16 protein-coding genes, 1 tRNA gene and 1 riboswitch are annotated in these 19,581 nt (G+C 69.3%); of the genes, 6 read left to right on the top strand and 11 right to left on the bottom strand.

The genetic code is table 11. The annotated features are described in order from the left end of the window. Positions 1 to 492: 492 nt before the first annotated feature. Genes fdxA through OL599_RS02315 form a run of 3 tightly spaced genes read right to left on the bottom strand, consistent with a single transcriptional unit; the run spans position 493 to position 3,753 of the window. On the bottom strand, positions 493 to 825 hold the full coding sequence (fdxA, locus tag OL599_RS02325) for a ferredoxin FdxA (protein ID WP_264711971.1): 333 nt from the start codon (positions 823 to 825) through the stop codon (positions 493 to 495). A gap of 37 nt (positions 826 to 862) precedes the next feature. Next, the gene (locus OL599_RS02320) at positions 863 to 1,228 is read right to left on the bottom strand and encodes an RNA-binding S4 domain-containing protein (protein ID WP_264711970.1); all 366 of its coding nucleotides are present in this window, start codon (positions 1,226 to 1,228) and stop codon (positions 863 to 865) included. Continuing rightward, a complete protein-coding gene (locus tag OL599_RS02315) occupies positions 1,228 to 3,753 on the bottom strand; it encodes a helicase-related protein (protein ID WP_264711969.1) in 2,526 nt (841 codons plus the stop codon). Before OL599_RS02315 ends, OL599_RS02320 begins: the two co-directional genes overlap by 1 nt. Positions 3,754 to 3,907: 154 nt before the next feature. Between OL599_RS02315 and htpG the strand changes: the two genes are divergently transcribed. The 3 genes from htpG to OL599_RS02300 all read left to right on the top strand — a co-directional run bounded on the left by htpG (position 3,908) and on the right by OL599_RS02300 (position 7,958). Continuing rightward, complete coding sequence (gene htpG, locus OL599_RS02310) at positions 3,908 to 5,770, top strand: molecular chaperone HtpG (RefSeq protein ID WP_264711968.1); 1,863 nt, start codon at positions 3,908 to 3,910, stop codon at positions 5,768 to 5,770. Between the two features lie 249 nt (positions 5,771 to 6,019). Continuing rightward, entirely contained in the window at positions 6,020 to 7,402 is a 1,383-nt protein-coding gene (locus OL599_RS02305; protein ID WP_264711967.1) for a leucyl aminopeptidase family protein, read from the top strand. A gap of 166 nt (positions 7,403 to 7,568) precedes the next feature. Continuing rightward, positions 7,569 to 7,958 carry a MarR family transcriptional regulator gene (locus OL599_RS02300; RefSeq protein ID WP_264711966.1) on the top strand — a complete coding sequence of 130 codons (390 nt, stop codon included), beginning with the start codon at positions 7,569 to 7,571 and terminating at the stop codon, positions 7,956 to 7,958. 390 nt (positions 7,959 to 8,348) lie between these two features. On the opposite strand, the gene OL599_RS02295 is transcribed toward OL599_RS02300, so the two are convergent. The 4 genes from OL599_RS02295 to OL599_RS02280 form a co-directional block, all read right to left on the bottom strand. After that, the gene (locus OL599_RS02295; protein WP_264711965.1) at positions 8,349 to 9,278 is read right to left on the bottom strand and encodes a 3-hydroxybutyryl-CoA dehydrogenase; all 930 of its coding nucleotides are present in this window, start codon (positions 9,276 to 9,278) and stop codon (positions 8,349 to 8,351) included. Then, positions 9,278 to 10,213 carry an FAD-binding protein gene (locus tag OL599_RS02290; protein WP_264711964.1) on the bottom strand — a complete coding sequence of 312 codons (936 nt, stop codon included), beginning with the start codon at positions 10,211 to 10,213 and terminating at the stop codon, positions 9,278 to 9,280. The genes OL599_RS02295 and OL599_RS02290 overlap by 1 nt, the downstream gene beginning before the upstream one ends. A gap of 2 nt (positions 10,214 to 10,215) precedes the next feature. Next, positions 10,216 to 10,965: an electron transfer flavoprotein subunit beta/FixA family protein gene (locus OL599_RS02285; protein WP_264711963.1), complete on the bottom strand. Its 750-nt coding sequence runs from the start codon at positions 10,963 to 10,965 to the stop codon at positions 10,216 to 10,218. A 227-nt stretch (positions 10,966 to 11,192) separates the two neighbouring features. Continuing rightward, complete coding sequence (locus OL599_RS02280) at positions 11,193 to 11,387, bottom strand: twin transmembrane helix small protein (protein WP_264711962.1); 195 nt, start codon at positions 11,385 to 11,387, stop codon at positions 11,193 to 11,195. Between the two features lie 113 nt (positions 11,388 to 11,500). On the opposite strand from OL599_RS02280, the gene OL599_RS02275 reads away from it, so the two are divergent. After that, on the top strand, positions 11,501 to 13,942 hold the full coding sequence (locus tag OL599_RS02275; RefSeq protein ID WP_264711961.1) for a mechanosensitive ion channel domain-containing protein: 2,442 nt from the start codon (positions 11,501 to 11,503) through the stop codon (positions 13,940 to 13,942). Further along, complete coding sequence (locus OL599_RS02270; RefSeq protein ID WP_264711960.1) at positions 13,939 to 14,658, top strand: 2OG-Fe dioxygenase family protein; 720 nt, start codon at positions 13,939 to 13,941, stop codon at positions 14,656 to 14,658. The genes OL599_RS02275 and OL599_RS02270 overlap by 4 nt, the downstream gene beginning before the upstream one ends. Positions 14,659 to 14,671: 13 nt before the next feature. Here the strand turns inward: OL599_RS02270 and folE are convergent, their stop codons facing one another. From folE to metZ, 3 genes are all read right to left on the bottom strand, one after another. Further along, positions 14,672 to 15,313 carry a GTP cyclohydrolase I FolE gene (folE, locus tag OL599_RS02265; RefSeq protein WP_264711959.1) on the bottom strand — a complete coding sequence of 214 codons (642 nt, stop codon included), beginning with the start codon at positions 15,311 to 15,313 and terminating at the stop codon, positions 14,672 to 14,674. Between the two features lie 193 nt (positions 15,314 to 15,506). Further along, entirely contained in the window at positions 15,507 to 15,911 is a 405-nt protein-coding gene (gene apaG / locus OL599_RS02260; RefSeq protein ID WP_264711958.1) for a Co2+/Mg2+ efflux protein ApaG, read from the bottom strand. 60 nt (positions 15,912 to 15,971) lie between these two features. Then, complete coding sequence (gene metZ, locus OL599_RS02255; RefSeq protein ID WP_264711957.1) at positions 15,972 to 17,177, bottom strand: O-succinylhomoserine sulfhydrylase; 1,206 nt, start codon at positions 17,175 to 17,177, stop codon at positions 15,972 to 15,974. 63 nt (positions 17,178 to 17,240) lie between these two features. After that, a riboswitch (SAM riboswitch) is annotated at positions 17,241 to 17,320 on the bottom strand. Positions 17,321 to 17,440: 120 nt separating this feature from the next. On the opposite strand from metZ, the gene OL599_RS02250 reads away from it, so the two are divergent. Further along, positions 17,441 to 17,514: transfer RNA gene (locus tag OL599_RS02250), tRNA-Gly, on the top strand. A 13-nt stretch (positions 17,515 to 17,527) separates the two neighbouring features. Here OL599_RS02250 and OL599_RS02245 read toward each other — a convergent pair. Then, entirely contained in the window at positions 17,528 to 19,552 is a 2,025-nt protein-coding gene (locus OL599_RS02245; RefSeq protein ID WP_264711956.1) for a protein-disulfide reductase DsbD family protein, read from the bottom strand. Positions 19,553 to 19,581 lie beyond the last annotated feature (29 nt).

Raw genomic sequence — 19,581 nt, 5'->3', positions numbered from 1 at the left:
CGCAGCATGGCCGGATTTGTGTTGTGACGTATCAGCAGCCCGCGCCGCGGCAGCCGGGATTTCAGTTTTTCGCACCGGAACTGCGGACGCGACAGATGCCTTCATGCCGAACCTCGTATTCCCATACATGCGTGAACATCAGCCATGCGGCGCGGCTTTGGGGTGTCCCCGGTTGCCGCACCTCAGTGCCACGGTCGGATCCTCGCGGAGCAGGCTCGAATAGGCGCTGCGACGACCGCCATCGTCGTGCCCGCGGAAATCTTGTAACACAAAATAGGCCGGGAGTCAGGGGGGCAAGGCCGCCCAGGGGGCCTGCCAGCCCGCTATCTTGCATGGCAGTACAGCACCGCGGGATGTGTCCCGCAGCGGAGTGAGGGAAAGCACCCTCGGCGTCACCACGCGCGCTGACGGCGCGCTCGTATCCCGAATCTGGTCGTTACCTGGCGCGCAGCGTCCTCAGGCGGACAGAGATGGATCGCTGAGCCGGGCGCTTCAGGGCGCGCCAGGCTCCGGTGAAAACAGCTGCGCCTTGTCGGGCTTGTCCTTCCACGCGTCGGCATCGGCCGGGGGTTCGCCCTTGCGGGTGATGTTGGGCCACAGCGCCGCATATTGCCGGTTCTGCTCCGCCCAGGCGGCCGCCCGGTCGTCGCTGTCCGGCACGATGGCCTCGGCCGGGCACTCGGGCTCGCACACGCCGCAGTCGATGCACTCGTCCGGATGGATCACCAGCATGTTCTCGCCGACATAGAAGCAGTCCACCGGACAGACTTCCACGCAGTCCATGTACTTGCAGCGAATGCAGTTCTCGGTGACCACGTAGGTCATCGCACGCTCCTGGTCGGGCAGGGAGAAGAAACACGGCTCAAGGGCGGCGATATGCCGCCGTTTCGGCTTCGCCGCAAGAGATGCGTTGCAGTGCGGCATCAGGCTCGCCAATCTCGCGGTACAGGGTCCGCGCCTCCGGCGCCGGTCCACGGCGGACGGCGAGGGCCAGCACCTCGATCACGCGGACCTGGTCGCCGCCCGGGCCGCGCAGTGCCAGGGTGATCACATCGCCCACGCGCAGGCGCGCATGCGGCTTGTCGGTCGGCTGGCGGTTGAGGCGCAGCAGGCCGCTTTCCACCAGGCGCACGCAGTCGCTGCGCGCCCGCATGAAACGGGCGCACCACAGCCATTTGTCCAGGCGCTGCCAGTCGCGGTCCTCGGCGCCGGGGCCCGGGGCGCGCATCAGTGGCGCAGCGCCGCCAGCGCGGCAAAGGGGCCTTCACGGGCGGGCTCGTGGCGCGCGGGCCGGGTGCGTGCGGGCGTGGGATCGCCGCCGCGGGAGGGCTCCGGCCGCCTGCGCCGGGCCAGCGCCATCATGGCGGGCGCCGGCGGCCCGAATTGCCCCTCGGCCAACGTCGCGGCTGGAAACAGCCGGAAACCCAGCCGGCGCAGCACGGCGGGCAGCATCTCCGCTTTCACCGAGAGCCGTGAGGCCAGGCCGACCGGCACCGCAATCGGCCGGACCCGGCTGGCCCAGGCGAGCTCGCCGGCGACGCGCTCGGCCACGTCCAGACGCCGCAGCACCGGCCCGGCATCGACCCAGCCCATGGCCTGCGCGAACCCGTCGGGCCACTCCGCCGGCGCCGCCATGGCCACGAGGCCCGGCGCCGGCAAGGCCGGAAGGCTCACCCCGCGCCGCAGTGCCCACAGCGCCGCGCGCAGGCCACCGGCCCGCGGCTTCAGCATCGCCGGCATGAACAGCGCGTGGCGCCCGGCGCGCACGCCGAGCACCTTCAGGCGGCGGCGCAGGGCGGCCGGCACGTCGTCTTCCGGCGTCTGCGCCACCACGCCCAGGCCCTCGACCAGCCGGTGCAGCGGGCCGCGCAATGCCGCATCGCCATCGGCCGCCGCGGCCGCGGCGAGCAGCGGGTTCAGCGCCTCGCGGATCTGGTCGTCGATGAAGCGCTGCAGCCGCAGGCGCACCCGCTCGCGCTGCGGGCCGTCGAGGAATTCGCTGTCGCGCACCTCGACCTGCGGCCGCAACGCCGACGGGCCTGCCCGCAGCCGCGCGATGTCCGCGCCTTCCCAGGCGATCCGCTGGTTTGCCAGCAGCGCGAGGGCGGCATCCTCCGCGGCCTCCAGCATGGCGACGCGGCGTGGCATCTCTTCGCGCAGGGCCTTGCGGGCCGCGCGCAGCACCAGCTTGCGCTCCTCGCCCTCGGCCAGCGGGTCGGGGGCGAAGCCGAAGCCCTCGATCTGGCCCACCGGGTGCCCCTCGACCACCACCTCGCCACGCCGCGTCACGGCGGACAGCAGATCGTCGGCGACGCCGGCTTCCAGCCGGCGCATCAGATGGGCGGCGCGGCGATCGACGAAGCGGGTGGTCAGCCGCTCGTGCAGCGCGTCCGACAGCAGATCCTCGACTTCGCGGGCGCGCGCCTGCCAGTGCTCGGCGTCCGGCACCCAGTCGGACCGGGCGGCGATATAGGTCCAGACGCGCACGCCGGCCAGGCGCTGCATCAGCGTGTCGATGTCGCCGTCGGCGCGGGCCAGGGCCGCGATCTGCCCGGCCAGCCAGTCCGCGGGCAGGCGCCCGTCGCCGGCGATGTGGCCGAACACCCGCGCGCACAGGCGGATATGGCTGTCATCGGCGATTTTGCGGAAATCCGGGATCTGGCAGGCTTCCCACAGCATGCGCAGGCGGGTACGTCCGCGCGCGAGGCTGTGGATCTCCGGCTCGCGGGCCAGGGCGGCCAGGGTTTCCAGGTCGGTCGCGTCGTTGCCGCGCACCAGCCCGGGGCCCGGCGGGGGCGCCGTCAGGCTCGCCAGCAAGGCATCGATGCCGGAGAAGTCGAGAACGCTGTTGCGCCAGCAGATCTGCTCCAGCGGCTCGAAGCTGTGCGCCTCGACCGCGCGTACCAGGTCGTCGTCCAGCGGCGGGCAGTCGGCGGTGGTGCCGAAGCTGCCGTCGCGCATGCCGCGGCCGGCACGCCCGGCGATCTGGCCGACTTCGGCCGCCAGCAGCATGCGTGGCCGGTGCCCGTCGAATTTCGACAGCCGGGCGAAGGCGACATGGTCCACGTCCATGTTCAGGCCCATGCCGATGGCGTCCGTCGCCACCAGGAAGTCGACCTCTTTCTCCTGGTACAGGGCCACCTGGGCGTTGCGGGTGCGCGGCGACAGCCGGCCCATCACCACGGCGCAGCCGCCGCGCCGGCGACGGATCAGCTCGGCGATGGCATAGACCTCGGCCGCGCTGAACGCGACGACGGCGGTGCGCGGCGGCAGCCGGGTGAGCTTGGCCGGGCCGGCATGGGTGATCTGTGAGAGGCGCGGGCGCGTCTCCACGATGGCGCCGGGCACAAGGCGCTGCAGCAGCGGGCGGATCGTCTCGGCGCCCAGGAACATCGTCTCGACCATGCCGCGGGCATGCAGCAACCGGTCGGTGAAGACATGGCCGCGATCGGGGTCGGCGCAGAGCTGGATCTCGTCCACCGCCACGAACTCGGCCTGGCGGTCGAGCGGCATCGCCTCCACGGTGCAGGAGAACCAGCGCGCGCCTGCAGGCACGATCTTCTCCTCGCCGGTGATCAGGGCGACATTGCGGGGCCCCTTGCGGGCGACCATGCGGTCGTAGTTCTCGCGCGCCAGCAGGCGCAGCGGGAAGCCGATGATCCCGGAGGAGTGGGCCAGCAGGCGCTCGATCGCCAGATGCGTCTTGCCCGTGTTGGTGGGGCCGAGCACGGCCTTCACGCGGTGGCCAAGCATGGGGGTCTCAGGCCTGTGGGCGGCGAATCCCGGCATGGTGAAATGGTTGGGTGTTGCAGCGCGGAAAGCAAGGGAAACGGATCGCCTATTCGCGAATGCATTGAAATCAGGGATATCCCGGCGCATATGCGCCGCCGAATAAGGAGGGCCTGGCATGACGGACGCACGGAACACGACGTTGGAGACCCACGGATTCGCAGCCGAGGTCGGCAGGCTGCTCGATCTGGTGGTGCACTCGCTGTATTCCGAGCGGGAGATCTTTCTGCGCGAACTGGTGGCCAATGCCGCCGACGCGACCGACCGGCGCCGCTTCGAGAGCCTGACCGAGCCGGGCCTGGCCCCGCCCGAGGCGGCGAAGGTCCGCATCATCCCCGACAAGCCCGCCCGCACCCTGCGCATCGCCGACGACGGCATCGGCATGACCCACGACGAGTTGATCGCCAATCTCGGCACCATCGCCCGCTCCGGAACGCGGGCCTTCGGCGAGACGCTGGCCGCGGCCAAGCCGGAAGACCGGCCCAGCCTGATCGGCCAGTTCGGCGTCGGCTTCTACTCCGCTTTCATGGTAGCCGACCGGGTGGAGGTGACCAGCCGGAAGGCAGGCGCCGAGGCGGCCTGGACCTGGGCGTCCGACGGGCAGGGGGCTTTCACCATCGCGCCGGGCACGCGCGAAGAAGCGGGGACGGACATCGTCCTGCACCTCAAGCCCGATGCCGACGAGTTCCTCGATCCCATCCGCCTGGAAGCGGTCGTGCGCAAATGGGCCGATCACGTGACCTTGCCGATCACGATCGCGCGTGATGGCAAGGACGTTCCGGCCAACGAGGGCACCGCGCTGTGGCGCAAGCCGAAAAGCGAGGTCGGCGAGCAGGCCTATGCCGAGTTCTATCGCCATCTCGGCCATATCTTCGACCAGCCCTGGACGACCTTGCACTGGCGCGCCGAGGGGGCGCTGGAATTCTATTCGCTGCTGTTCATTCCCGGCAGCAAGCCGTTCGAGCCGATGGAGCAGGAGCGGGTTTCGCGCGTGCGGCTGCATGTGCGGCGCATGTTCATCACCGACCAGGCGGAACTGCTGCCGCCCTGGCTGCGCTTCGTGCAGGGCGTGGTGGACACCGAGGACCTGCCGTTGAACGTGTCGCGCGAGATGCTGCAATCCACCCCGGTGCTGGCGCGCATCCGCAAGGCCGTGACCAACCGCGTGCTGACCGAGCTCAAGACGAAAGCGAAGGACGCGGAGACCTACGCCACATTCTGGGAGAATTTCGGCGCGGTCCTGAAGGAGGGAGTCTGGGAGGACTCCGAGCACCGCAAGGAACTGGCCGCATTGCTGCGCTTCAGGTCATCCGCGGTCGAGGGCTGGACGTCGCTGGGCGATTACGTGGCGCGGATGAAAGAGGGGCAGGAGGCGATCTACTTCCTGGCCGGCGACACCACGGAGGCTCTCGGGCGTTCGGCGCAGCTCGAGGGTTTCCGTGCCCGCGGGATCGAGGTGTTGCTGCTCGCCGATCCGATCGATGCGTTCTGGCCGGACCGAATGGACGCGTTCGACGGCAAGCCGATCCGCAGCGTAACTCAGGGGGCGGCCGATCTGTCCAGGCTGGCGCCATTGGACGCGCCGGAGGGTGAGGCTGCCGATGCCACGGCCCTGGTGGCGGCGCTGAAGGCGGCGCTGGAGGACGAGGTTTCGGACGTGCGGGTCACCGACCGGCTGGTCGATAGCGCGGTCGTGATGGCCGCCGGCGGCTCGGGCCCCGACCTGCAGATGCAGCGCCTGTTGCGCCGCGCCGGCCGCGCGGATTTCGCGGCCAAGCCGGTGCTGGAGATCAATCCCCGGCACAAGCTGATCGCCGCGCTGGCGGCCAGGGCGTCCGCCAATCCGGCGGGGGACGCCGAGACGGCCGAATATGCGGGCCTGCTGCTGGACCTGGCGCGCGTGCAGGACGGCGACCTGCCGAAGGATCCCGCTGGCTTCGCCCGGCGGATCGAACGGGCATTGGCCGTGTCGATAAGCTGACTAGCCGGTCGACCGCAAGACGTTGTGATATTCCGGCGAAGCATCTGGCCGCGCCGGGGTCATGGCTGATTTGCATTTTCGGGCCAAAATTTCGAAACAATCAAAATGATACATTAATTTGCATTAGGATAGCGCGCACATGCTCGAAACGAGCTTGTAAGCCGCGTGGCGGAATGTCATGTGTGACCTGAAACGTCCGCGATTCGCAGGGCGCACGCTGCATTTGTGACGTAAACAAGGAAGCCACGCATGCTTGACCAGGATCTGCCCTGCATCGCGGCTGATGCCGCTGCCCGGCCGATCCATACGGTGCGGCCTGCGACGCTGCAGCCGTTCCTGGCGTCCCTGCCGCCGGGTCAGGCCGGGTTCCTGAGAGATGGCGGCTTCACCGCGCGCGCCGACGAACTGATTCTGTTGCCGGGGGGCGATGGCATTGCCGGGGCGGTGCTGGGGCTTGGCGACGATCGTTCCCCATTCGCGTTCGGCTCGTTGCCATTCCGCCTTCCGGAAGGAAACTGGCGGCTCGAAGCGGGTGATTTCGATGCTTCCGCGGCGGTGCTGGGCTTTTGCCTCGGCGGCTATCGCTACGGCGCGTTCAAGCCGGCGAAGCGGGCGTCGGCGCGCCTGGTGGTTCCGCCCGGGCATGAGCGCGCGCTTTCGCAGGCGGCCGCCGCGTGGATGGTGCGCGATCTCGTGAACGCGCCCGCCAATCTGCTCGGCCCGGCCGAACTCGCAGATGTGGCGCTGGATCTCGGGCGCCGGCATGGCGCGGACGTCATGCGTGTGTCCGGCGAGGCATTGACGGCGCAATACCCCACCGTCGCCACCGTCGGGCGGGGCGCGGACCGCGCGCCCGTGGTGGCGGGGTTCTCCTGGCGCGGGAGTGCCGCCACCGACAGCAGCCCGCTGGTATGGCTCTGCGGCAAGGGGGTGTGCTTCGATTCCGGCGGCTACGACCTCAAGCCGGCGGCTGGGATGCTGCGCATGAAGAAGGACATGGGCGGCGCCGCCACGGTGCTGGGAATCGCCCGGATCCTGATGGAGGCCGACCTTCCCCTGCGCCTGGCCGTACGTATCGGCTGTGTCGAGAACAGCGTCTCCGGCCAGGCCTTCCGGCCGATGGACGTGATTCGCACGCGCCGTGGCCTGACTGTCGAAGTCGGCAACACCGATGCCGAGGGGCGGCTCGTGCTGTGCGACCTGTTGGCCGAAGCGTCGGACGAGAAGCCGGATCTGCTGCTCGATTGCGCGACCCTGACGGGGGCGGCGCGCGTGGCGGTAGGGCCGGATCTTCCGGCGCTGTTCGCCAATGACGAGGCGTGGGCGGAGTCGTTCCTGGGCGCCGGGATGGATGCCAGCGACCCGATGTGGCGGCTGCCGCTATGGGATGGCTACGACGCCTGGCTGGACAGCCCGGTCGCCGACCTGAACAACGTCTCCAGCAAGCCTTTCGCTGGCGCGGTGGTGGCCGCGTTGTTCATGCGCCGGTTCCTGGCCCCCGGAACGCCGTGGGCGCATCTGGATCTTTACGCCTGGAACGACACGACCCGCCCGGGCCGTCCGGAGGGTGGGGAGGCGCTGGGCATGCGCGCCGCCTGCCTGGCGATCGAACGGAAGCTGTTCACGACGTAAGACGACCGAAACTCTGCGGTAACGTGATCGGGATTACCAGTGTGTATCGGTAACGTTGTAGCATTAGATTCGAAGTTTGCATCTGACCGTTGTGGGCAGATGAATCGGCGTCGTTCGCGACGCTGCGGCGGTTGATGGACCGCCGCGAGAGAGAAAGGACCAAGTAATGGCTGTCAATCCGTCTGCCGACCAGCTCGTCGGCATCCTTCGCGACACCGTTGTCGCCCTTGTCCGGCGCGACGGGCCGGATCTGTCGGCACGTCAACTTGGCGTGTTCCTGACCTGCTATCTGCAGGATGGCGCGCACACGGTTCGCGGCCTCGCCGCCGAGCTGAACGTGTCGAAGCCGGCGATCACGCGTGCGCTCGACCGGCTTGGCGAACTGGACCTGGCCCGCCGCAAGGTCGACCCGATGGACCGCCGCAGCGTGCTGGTGCAGCGCACCCTGAAGGGCACGGCGTTCCTGCGTGACCTGCGCGGCATCATGAGCGAGGCGGCATCCGGCACGAAGAAGTCGGGCAGTCACGAGTCGGCGCGCAAGGTTGCCAACGGCTGATTCCAGGCGCCGATCGGGGGTGCCCCACGAAGAGGCTCTGATTGGCGCCGCGCTGGGCTGAAGGGGCGTCGTAGGACCGCGTTAGCGATACCACGGCAGCAACTGCCCTGCTTCGTCTGCGGGACGGCACTGACTTGTCAAATGACGGCAGCGGACAGCTTGGAAGAGGCGGGTGCGTGCCGGTCACGAACCCGAAAACCCCTGGTTGCGACTGCTTGGACCTTGAGGCGCCGCCGCGGATCGGCCCACGGGGTGCGATGTCGCAGGCACAAAACATCGTCATCTCGAAGAAATGACTTGCCGGCGTCCTCGCAAGCAGGTTTCGCGGTCGTGCCCCCGTGGTCGGAGTAGGGGCCGCCGCGCCGCCTGCCCGCGGGATGCGCGGCTGGCCTACCGCGTCGGTCGCGGCGGCGTCTGCGTATAGTCGTAGAAGCCGCGCCCGGTCTTGCGCCCCAGCCAGCCCGCCTCGACATACTTCACCAGCAACGGGCACGGGCGGTACTTGCTGTCCGACAGGCCCTCGTACAGCACCTGCATGATCGACAGGCAGGTATCCAGGCCGATGAAGTCCGCCAGCTCCAGCGGGCCCATCGGGTGGTTGGCGCCCAGCCGCATCGCATTATCGATCGCCGAAATCGAGCCAACACCCTCGTACAACGCATAGACTGCCTCGTTGATCATCGGCACCAGGATGCGGTTGACGATAAACGCGGGGAAATCCTCGGCGACGGCGGTGGTCTTGTTCAACCGCGTCGCCAGCGCCTGCGTGGCCTGGAAGGTCGGCTCGTCGGTGGCGATGCCGCGGATCAGCTCGATCAGCTTCATGACCGGAACCGGGTTCATGAAGTGCATGCCGATGAACTTCTCCGGCCGGTCGGTGCTGGCGCCCAGCCGCGTGATCGAGATCGACGAGGTGTTCGATGCGATCATGCAGGACGGCTTCAGATGCGGCGTCAGCGTCTTGTAGATGGCGCGCTTGACCTCTTCCTTCTCCGTCGCGGCCTCGATCACCAGGTCGCACGCGCCGAACGCCGCGTAGTCGGTGCTGGTGGAGATCCGCCCCAGCGCGGCCGCCTTCTCCTCGGCCGTGATCAGGTTGCGGCTGACCTGCCGGTCCATGTTCCGGCCCATCACCGCCATCGCCTTGTCCAGCGCGTCCGCCTTGACGTCCAGCAGCACCACCGGCAGGCCGGCAAGCGCGCACACATGCGCGATGCCGTTGCCCATCTGGCCCGCGCCGATCACGCCCACACGGGCGACGGCCGGCGTTTCCGCCTGGGTCTCGGCCGTGGCCGGTGCTGCAGTGGCGTCAGTCGTCATCAGGATCGCTCCAGCTCCGCCGCCAGTTCGGGCAGCGCGGTGAACAGGTCGGCCACCAGGCCATAGTCGGCCACCTGGAAGATCGGCGCTTCCTCGTCCTTGTTGATTGCCACGATCACCTTGCTGTCCTTCATGCCGGCAAGGTGCTGGATGGCGCCGGAAATCCCGACGGCGACATACAGCTCCGGGGCGACGATCTTTCCGGTCTGGCCCACCTGATAGTCGTTGGGCACGAAGCCGGCGTCGACGGCCGCGCGGCTGGCCCCGACAGCGGCGCCAAGCTTGTCGGCGATCGGTTCCAGCAGCTTGAAATTGTCGCCGCTCTGCATGCCGCGGCCACCGGAGATCACCACGCGGGCCGCCGTCAGCTCCGGCCGCTCGCTCTTGGACAACTCGGCCGACACGAAGCGCGACATCGAAGGTGTTTCCACCGCCGGCGCTGCCTCGATCGGCGCGTTGCCGCCTTCGGCCGCAACCGGATCGAAGCTGGCGGCGCGCACGGTGATCACCTTCTTGCTGTCCGCGCTCTTCACCGTGGCCAGGGCGTTGCCGGCGTAGATCGGGCGGATGAACGTGTCGGCATCGACGATGCCGGCGATGTCGCTGATCGGCTGCGCATCCAGCAGGGCCGCCGCGCGCGGCATCACGTTCTTGCCGATGGCGGTGGCAGCCGCCAGCAGGTGCGAATAGCCGGGCGCCAGCGCTACCAGCAGGGCGGCGAGCGGCTCAGCGAGCGCATGATCGTACGCAGGAGCATCGGCCAGGATCACCTTCGCGACCCCCGGCAGCCTCGCCGCGGCATCGGCTGCTGCCTGCACGCCGGCGCCGGCGACCAGGACATGCACCTCGCCGAGCTTCTGTGCGGCGGCCACCGCGGAGCGCGACGGCTGCTTGATGCTGCCGGCTTCGTGGTCGAGCAGAACCAGGGCGGTCATGGTCAGATCACCTTCGCTTCGGTCTTGAGTTTCGCCACCAGTTCGGCCACCGAGCCCACCTTCACGCCGGCCTGGCGCTTCGGCGGCTCGGCCACGGTCAGCACGGTCAGCCGCGGCGCCGGGTCCACGCCGAGATCGGCGGGCTTCAGCGTCTCGATCGGCTTCTTGCGGGCCTTCATGATGTTCGGCAGCGACGCATAGCGCGGCTCGTTCAGGCGCAGATCGGTGGTGACGATGGCGGGCAGGGTCAACGCCACCGTCTCCAGCCCGCCGTCCACTTCGCGGACTACCGTGACGCCGTCGCCCTCGATGGCCACCTTGCTGGCGAAGGTGCCCTGGGGCCAGCCCAGCAGTGCCGCCAGCATCTGCCCGGTGGCGCTCATGTCGTCGTCGATCGCCTGCTTGCCCATGATGATGAGGTTCGGCGCTTCCTTGGCGACGATCGCCTTCAGCAGCTTGGCCACCGCCAGCGGCTGCAGATCGACGTCGGTCTCGACAAGGATGCCCCGGTCGGCGCCCATAGCCAGGGCTGTGCGGATGGTCTCGGCGCTGGCGGCGACACCCATGGACACCGCCACGATCTCGGTGGCGACGCCCTTTTCCTTGAGGCGCACGGCCTCCTCGACGGCGATCTCGTCGAACGGGTTCATCGACATCTTGACGCCGGCGGTCTCGACGCCCGTGCCGTCCGACTTCACGCGGACCTTCACGTTGTAGTCGACCACCCGCTTCACGGGGACGAGGATCTTCATTGAATGTCGTGCCGCTTCCTGGATTTGCCACGCCTGGACTTGCCGCGATGACGCCGCCGGGGTTCATCCCGCTGCTTGCCGGCGCCCGCCCCCGTCGCATCCGCGCGTCTCTTCGCATCTGCAATAGAGCGCGCGGAACTTAGTGGGCGGCTGATCCCGCTGTCAAACAGACCCCCGGCCGGCAAAGACCTGCCCCGCCGGGCACGTTTCCGCGGCACGTCGGGATGCTAGGAACGCATCAGGCTCAACAGCAAGGCGAACAGGGCCAGGGTGACGCCCTGCAATATCACGCGCCAGCGCATCAGGCGGTTCGATCGCATCGGGTCGCCGTCGCCGCGGACAAGGCCGAGCATGCCCGCAAGCAACACCGCCAGCGTGGCGAACATGCAGACGGCGACGAGAATGGTCAGGATCGTCTTCATTCGCCATTAATAGGAGCGTGCGCGGCTTTGCGCATCCCCGCCTGACGGTGAATTTCCGGCCATCGGACACGCCGCGGTTGACAGCGCCGTGTCTGGCATGATCCGCCTGCACCATGATTCGTATCCTGCTTGCGTTCGTGACCCTCGCTCTCGTGGCCACCGGCGCCAATGCCCAGGGCGGCGGCAGCCCGCGCGCGGCCGCGCCCGCGCCGCAGGCTGCGGCCGCGTCGCCCGCGGCCCCTGGGGGCGTCGCCGCGGCCCAGGCGCAGCAGGCGCTGGAGGTGCTGAAGGACCCTGCGAAGCGCGCCCAGATGATCGCGGTCCTGGAAGCGTTGGCCAAGGCCGCCGCCACGGCGCCGCCTGCGCCTGCGCCTGCGCCTGCGCCTGCGCCTGCGGCCGGGGCCGCGCCGCCGGCCGCCGAGGCCCCGGTCACGCCGTCAACCCCCGCGGCCCCCACCGATGCGGCGCCGGCGGAGTCCAAGCTCACCTTGCCGCTCGCCCCCGACAGCCTCGGTGCGCAGATCCTGGTCGACGCGTCCCGGCGCCTGTCGAACCTGTCCGACGATGTCGTGGCCACGGCGCGGACCGCCACCGATTTCCCGCTGCTGTGGCGCTTCGTGGTGCAGCTCGCCAACGATCCGTGGTCGCGTTCGATGCTGCTGGATGCCGGCTGGCGCCTGCTGGTGGTCATGGGCGCGGGATTGGGCGCGCAATGGGCGGTGCGGCGTCTGCTGTCCCGGCCCGAACGGGCACTCAAGGCGCGATCGATGGCCGCCCGCGCCGCCGCCGGCGAGCCCGCACCCGAGGATCTCGGCCTCGCGGCCGCAGAGGCGGGGCATTCCGAGAAATTCTGGCGGCGCATGCCGTCACCGCTGATGCTGCTGCGACGGCTGCCCTTCGCCCTGGTGCGGCTGATCCTGAACCTGCTGCCAGTGCTGGCCCTCTTGGCCGCCGGTTACGCCCTGCTCGGCGCCGGCCTCGGTGCGGACCCCATCAGCCGGCTGGTGATCCTCGGCGTGCTGCACGCCTACGCCCTGTGCCGCGTCATCATCAGCGTGGTGCACACCATCGTCGGTCCCGGCGCCCCCCGCCTGCTGCCGGTGCCGGACGACGTCGCCCGCTACATCCTGCGCTGGGTGCGGCGTATCGCGGTGGTGGCGATCTTCGGCTATGCGCTGGCCGAAGTCGGGTTGCTGTTCGGCCTGTATCGCGTGGCGCACGACGCCCTGCTGAAGCTGGACGTGCTGATCGTCCATGTCTTCCTCGCCATCATCGTGCTGCAGAACCGGTCCGCCGTCGCCGGCTGGATCCGTGCGCGCGAGGGGGCGAGCGGCGCGCTGGCCGTGCTGCGCAACCGCATGGCCGGCCTGTGGCACCTCATCGCCATCTTCTACCTGCTGGCGCTCTGGGCCGTATGGGCGCTGGAAGTGCCGGACGGGTTCTCCCGGCTGCTGCGGCTGGTAATCGCCACCGGCGTGATCCTGACCGTGGCGCGTCTGGCGATGACCGGCGCCCGCGGCGCCCTGGACCGGGCCACACAGGTGGCGCCAGACCTCGCCGAGCGGTATCCGGGCCTGGAATCTCGGCTGGGCGCCTACCAACCGGTGCTGCAGGCGACGGCCAGGTTCGTGATCGGGGCCGTCGCCTTCGTCGCGTTGCTCCAGGCCTGGGGGCTCGATTCCGTGGGCTGGTTCACCTCCGGCGGCCTGGGGGGGCGGCTGCTGTCGGCACTCGGCACCATCGGTGTCACGCTGCTCCTGGCGCTGGTGGTGTGGGAGGCGACGAACGCGGCCATCCAGCGGCATTTGACGCGATTGGCGCGCGAGGCGCAGCTGACCCGTTCAGCGCGGTTGCGCACGTTGCTGCCCTTGGCCCGCACCACGCTGCTGATCGCGATCTGCCTGGTCGCCGGCCTGATGGTCCTGAGCGAGATTGGCGTGAACATCGCCCCGCTGCTGGCCGGCGCCGGCGTCATCGGCCTGGCCATCGGCTTCGGCTCGCAGAAGCTGGTGCAGGACATCATCACCGGCCTGTTCCTGCTGCTGGAGAACACCATGCAGGTGGGCGACAGCGTCAGCCTGGGCGGCATGTCCGGCACGGTGGAGAATCTCTCGATCCGCACCATCCGCCTGCGCGCTGTCGATGGCTCGGTGCATATCGTGCCGTTCAGCGCCGTCACCACTGTCACCAACATGACCCGCGATTTTGGCTACGCCGTGCTCGATGTCCCGGTGGGGCTGAACGAGGAGCCCGACCACGTCACCGAGGTGCTGCGCGAGCTGGCGCGGGAGATGCGGGCCGAGCCGCGCTGGATGGATGCGATCCGTGACGATCTCGATGTGATGGGCGTCGACAAGTTCCTGCCGCAAGCCTGGGTGTTGCGCGCGCGGATCAAGACCACGCCCAGCCAACGCTGGGCGGTGGGCCGGGAGTTGAACCGGCGGATCAAGTATCGTTTCGACGAGCTTGCAATCGAAAGCCCCCTGACCAGCTATCGGGCACTGAGCATGGCAACCCCCGCCTTCACCGGCGCCTCCACCGAAAGCCCCACGTGACGAGATCAGAACGCCTGCAGCAGGACGGCTTCGAATTCCTGCACGCCGCCGACACCCGCGCCTGGCTTGAGCAGTCGGGCAGCCTGACCGACTGGCCGGAGTTTGCCGCCAGCTGGAACGGCATGGCGCTGGATCAGTACATGGCCGATGGCGGTCGCTACCGCCGCCGCCGCCACGCGGTGTTCGCAGCGCCGGTCGGCGACGTCGCAATCGCCCGCGCGCCGCACCAGCCGCATTACCAGACCGTCGAGTACAACCCGCTGCATGGCGGCATCGAACGCTGGTTCGAGCCGGTGCCCGAGACGATTGCCAACGGCGCCAGCATGCGCACGATCCTGCGTGCCTGCCGGGCGTTGTTCGACAGCCTCTCCCCAGGCACGTCATGGCACATCGAGACCCACCAGTTCCGCATCGAGGCCCGGTCGGACGAAGCTGGCAAGCCGACGCCCGAGGGATTGCACCGCGACGGCGTGGACTACGTGCTGGTGCTGATGATCGATCGCGAGAACATCGCCAGCGGTACCACGACCATCCACGGCCTGGACAAGGTGCCGCTCGGCAGCTTCACCCTGACCGAACCGCTCGACGCGGCGCTGGTCGACGATTCGCAGGTCTATCACGGCGTGACCGCAGTGCGGCCGCTCGACCCGGCGCGCCCGGCCCATCGCGACGTGCTGGTGGTGACGTTCCGCGCCGCCCAGCCTCAGGCCGCCTGAGGCCGCTGCCCGTCTATTCGAGGCTCGGGCCGGGCAACCGGCCGACCATCGCCAGCAACTCGCGGCGGGTGGTGGCATCGTCGCGGAATGCGCCGAGCATGCGGCTGGTGACCATGGACACGCCGGGCTTGTGGATGCCGCGCGTGGTCATGCACTGGTGCTGCGCCTCGAGGATCACGGCCACCCCGCGCGGCTGCAGCACCTCGTTGATCGTGTTGGCAATTTGCGCCGTCAGCTTTTCCTGGATCTGCAGGCGCTTGGCGTAGGCGTCGACCACGCGGGCGAGCTTGCTGATGCCCACCACGCGGCGATGCGGCAGATAGGCCACGTGGGCGCGCCCGATGATCGGCACCACATGGTGCTCGCAATAGCTTTCCAGCCGGATGTCGCGCAGCAGCACGATCTCGTCGTAGCCGTCGGTCTCCTCGAACGTGCGCTCCAGCAGGGCGACGGGATCGACCTGGTAGCCCGCGAAGAATTCCTCGTATGACCGGACCACCCGGTCCGGGGTGCCCAACAGGCCTTCGCGGTCCGGGTCGTCCCCGGCCCAGAGCAGGAGGGTGCGCACGGCAGCCTCGGCCTCTTCCCGCGTTGGGCGGGTGGAGGCGGCGGGGGCGGCCGGGGTCAGGCGGGACGGGGATGTGGCAATGTTCACCGCTGCGATTCCTCAGGACGATGCCGATAGGTCGTATGTTGGGTCAGCAGGCCCCCGGCGCGTTCGGGCCGAGGCAGTCGCCGATAAGTGACCGGGGCGGGATATGGGGCCATGTTCCGATCCCGCAAGGTGAGCCCGAACTGCGTTCCCCGGCACGACCGCCTCTGCGCAACGTGATCTGCCTGGCGCCACGCTAATGCAAGCGGCCATGCTGATGCGGGCTGTCCAGGCTGAACGCGGGGATGGCGACGTCGAATGGTTCGCCCGAGGCGGTCGCCACCATGTGATACTGGCCGGACATGAAGCCCGACGGCGTCTCCAGCGGCGTGCCGGAGGTGTATTCGAAGCTCTCCCCGGGCTCCAGCACCGGTTGCTGGCCGATCACGCCGGCGCCGTGGACCCGTTGCGTCCGGCCGCGGGCATCGGTGATGTGCCAGGTGCGGCGCAGCAACTGCACCGTCTCGCGGCCGGTGTTCTCGATGCGGATGCGGTACGCCCACACGAACCGGCCCTCGTCCGGCTTCGACTGGTCGTCGAGGTAGAACGAACGCACGCTGATGCGGATGCCGCGTGTGGTGGCGCTGTAGTCGTCGGTCATGCGGTCCTTCCCCGGCGCTCCACTCAACGCGAGCGCCGGGGCAAAGTCCAGCGATCGCGCCTATTCGGCGGCGGCGCGGGTGCCGAGTGCCGACAGGGCGGCGGCGAGGTCGTCCTTCAGGTCCTCGACATCCTCGAGCCCGACCGAGAGGCGGATCACCCCGTCGGTGATGCCCAGCCGCGCACGTTCCTCGGCGCCGATGCGCATATGGGTGGTGGTGGCAGGGTGGGTCGCCAGCGACTTGGAGTCGCCGAGGTTGTTGGAGACCCTCACCAGCCGCATGGCGTTCATCATCCGGAAGGCCGCGTCCTTGCCGCCCGCGACCTCGAAGATGACCATCGTGCCCCCGCTGGTCATCTGCGCCGTTGCCAGTTCGCGCTGCGGATGGTCGGCGCGGGTGGGATACCAGACCCGCGAAATTTCCGGACGCGCGGCCAGGAAGTCGGCAATGGTCGCGGCACTCCGGCACGCGGCGTCAACGCGCAGCGCCAGCGTCTCGAGCCCCTTCAGCAGCAGCCAGGCGTTGAACGGCGACATCGCCGGCCCGGTATTGCGGAAGAACGGCTGCAGCGTCTCCTCGATCCATTTCTGCCGGCCGAGAACGGCGCCGCCGAGCACGCGGCCCTGGCCGTCGATATGCTTGGTACAGGAGTACACGACCACGTCCGCCCCGAGCTGGAGCGGCTTCTGCAGCAACGGGGTGGCGAACACGTTGTCGACCACGACGATGGCGCCGGCGGCGTGTGCGAGGTCGGCGACGGCCTGCAGATCGACGATCTCCAGCATCGGGTTGGACGGCGATTCCAGCAGCACCAGGTTGGCCGGCCGGGCAAGGGCCGCGCGCCACTGGTCGAGGTCGCGGCCATCGACGAACTCGGTGGCGATGCCGTAGCGCGGCAGCAGGGTCGAGACGATCCAGTGGCAGGACCCGAACAGGGCGCGCGACGCAACCACGCGGTCGCCGGCCTTCAGGTGCGACAGCAGCGCGGCATTCACCGCGGCCATGCCAGTGGCGGTGACACGACAGGCATCGGCCCCTTCGATCAGGGCCAGCCGCTCCTCCAGCATCGTGACCGTCGGATTGCCGAAGCGCGAGTACTGGAAGTGCTTGATCGCGCCGGTGAATGTCGCCTCGGCCTGCTCGGCGCTGTCGTAGACGAAGCCGGAGGTGAGGAACAACGCTTCGGCGGTTTCGCCGAACTGGGTACGCTCGATACCACCCTGCACCAGCAGGGTTGCGGGGCGGTAGGTACTGGATATCGCCATCATCGGGGCCCTTCGCAAATGGGCCGACCGTGGATGCCGCGAAGACCCGGCGGGGGATTCCGGAACGGATGTTCGCTGGCCTCTTTAGCGCGCTTGTTTCACCTCGCCGCAATCCGGCCGGACAAATCACGAGGGCCGGAGTCGAACGTTCCGGCCCGCAAACCCTATGGCCGCGCCGTTGGGCCGTCAAGCCGGCAGGGCGTCGTCCGCAACGTTGCGCCGCCCGCGGCGGCTTCCTATAACCCCAGCAGCGGGCCTGCGCCGCGGGTGTAGTTCAATGGTAGAACGGCAGCTTCCCAAGCTGCATACGAGGGTTCGATTCCCTTCACCCGCTCCAGCGCGCCGCCCCGTCACCCCCCGATTCCATCCAGTGCGTCCAGCACGATCCCGGCCGTCAGGATCTGCGGCAGCATGATCGGCGGCCGGTTGCCGCCGGGAAACAGCATGTACAGCGGCACGCCGTCACGGTCATGCGCGCGCAGGAACCGGGTTATCTCCGGGTCCTGGCGGGTCCAGTCGCCCTTCAGGTAGGTCACGCCGCGCGTGGCGAAAGCCTGGCGCACGGACTCGGGGGCCAGCGCGATACGCTCATTCACCAGGCAGGTGACGCACCAGGCGGCGGTCATGTTGACGAACACCGGCCGCCCTTCCGCCTGCAAGGCTGCCAGACGCGCGGCCGAGAATTTCTCGCTGTCCTGCGCGGACTGCGTCTGCTGTTCAGGGCTCGGCGCCATTGCGAAACCGGCCAGCACGCCCAGCGCCGCAAGCCCGGCCACAACCGCGACCCCACGGCTCAGCCTGCGGCCCGCTCCGGACTGTGCGAGCCCCAGCGCCCAGCCGGCGAAGCCGATCAGCACCAGGCCTGCGGCCGTGGCCATCACGCCGGGTGGCCCGGCCCCCTGGCTGACCACCCATACCAGCCATGCGCTGGCGGCATACATCGGGAACGCCAGGACCTGCTTGAGGATATCCATCCACGGACCAGGCCGCGGCAGCGCCCGCGCCACCGCCGGGATGGTGGCGAGCAGCACGTAGGGCAGGGCGAGCCCCAGCCCCATCGCGACGAACACCGCCAGCGTGTCCACCGGCGATCCCGCAAGGCCCGCGGTGATGGCAACGCCCATGAACGGCGCGGTGCAGGGCGTGGCGACGAGCACGGCGAGCAGGCCGGTGAAGAAGCTGCCGGCATGGCCGCCGCGGACGGCCAATGACTGCCCAACGCCGACGCTGCCGCCCATCGCGAAGACGCCGGACAGGTTCAGCCCGACCGCGAACAGCACCCAGGCGGTCGCGGCGACGAACACAGGGGACTGGAACTGGAACCCCCAGCCCGCCACCGCTCCGGCCTGTCGCAGCGCCAGCAAGGTGAAGGCGATGGCGGCGAAACAGGCGAGTACGCCGGCCGTGTAGGCAGCGGCGTGCCCCCAGGCGTGCCCACGCTCCTTCCCCGACAACGCCGCGAGGCCCACCGCCTTCATCGCCAGCACCGGAAACACGCACGGCATCAGGTTGAGGATCAGGCCGCCGAGCAGCGCCAGGCCAAGGACCTGCAGCAATGGCATCGTTGCCGCGACCGCGCCGGGCGCAGCGGCGATCTGCACCGTGCTGTCCTGCCCGCCACGGTCGCGGATCACCAGCAACCCGTCCAGCGGCACGCCGGCCCTGAAGTCCGGGCCGGTCTTCAGCGCCAGGCGCAGACCGTTGTCGCGCAGCGTCAGCGTTTGCGGCGCGCTGTTCTCGATCGTCCCGAAGCCGTCCGGGATGAACCACGCATCCTGTACCGTCGCGCCCGACAACCCCTCGCCGGTGACTGCCAATGTGCCGTCGGGCGCGATACGGGCCTGCCAGGGAGAAGGCCGGGGCATGCGCGCGTCGGCTGCCGTGAACAGCGGCGCCTCGGCCGACAGGGACCGTGCGCCCGCCGGCACGTCGATGCGGAAATCGCCTTCCTCCGGAACGCAGATCTTCTCGCAGACCAGCCAGGTGGCATGCAGCGCAACCGGCCCGGGGCCGCCGGAGATGGTCACCGGCAGCAGCACTTCGCCGGAATAGCCATACGTCATCAGCGGGCCTTCGGGCTGCCGCGCCGGCGCCGGCCAGGCGATGGGCCCGGCGGTGGCGCCCGCCGGCAGGGTGAAGCTCAGTTCCGGCGCCACGCCGGCATCGCCGGGGTTCTGCCAATAGGTGTGCCAGCCCGGCGCCATGCGCAGCCGCAGGCCGACCCGGAAGGGCTGGCCCGGAAGCGCCGCGTCGACTTCGGACACCAGCGTCGCGGCGGCGCGGGGGCTCACGACCGGGGCGCTCTCCAGCGCGTGCGCCGGCGCTGCCGCCGCGAGCAGCGCGAGGCCGGCAATCCAGGTCCGAAGCCGTGTCATCCAGGTCTCCTCGTCGGCCGCATCCTACG

The organism is Limobrevibacterium gyesilva (genome assembly GCF_025989185.1).
Classification (GTDB): Bacteria; Pseudomonadota; Alphaproteobacteria; order Acetobacterales; family Acetobacteraceae; genus Limobrevibacterium; species Limobrevibacterium gyesilva.
This window is presented reverse-complemented; position numbering and strand designations above follow the sequence as displayed.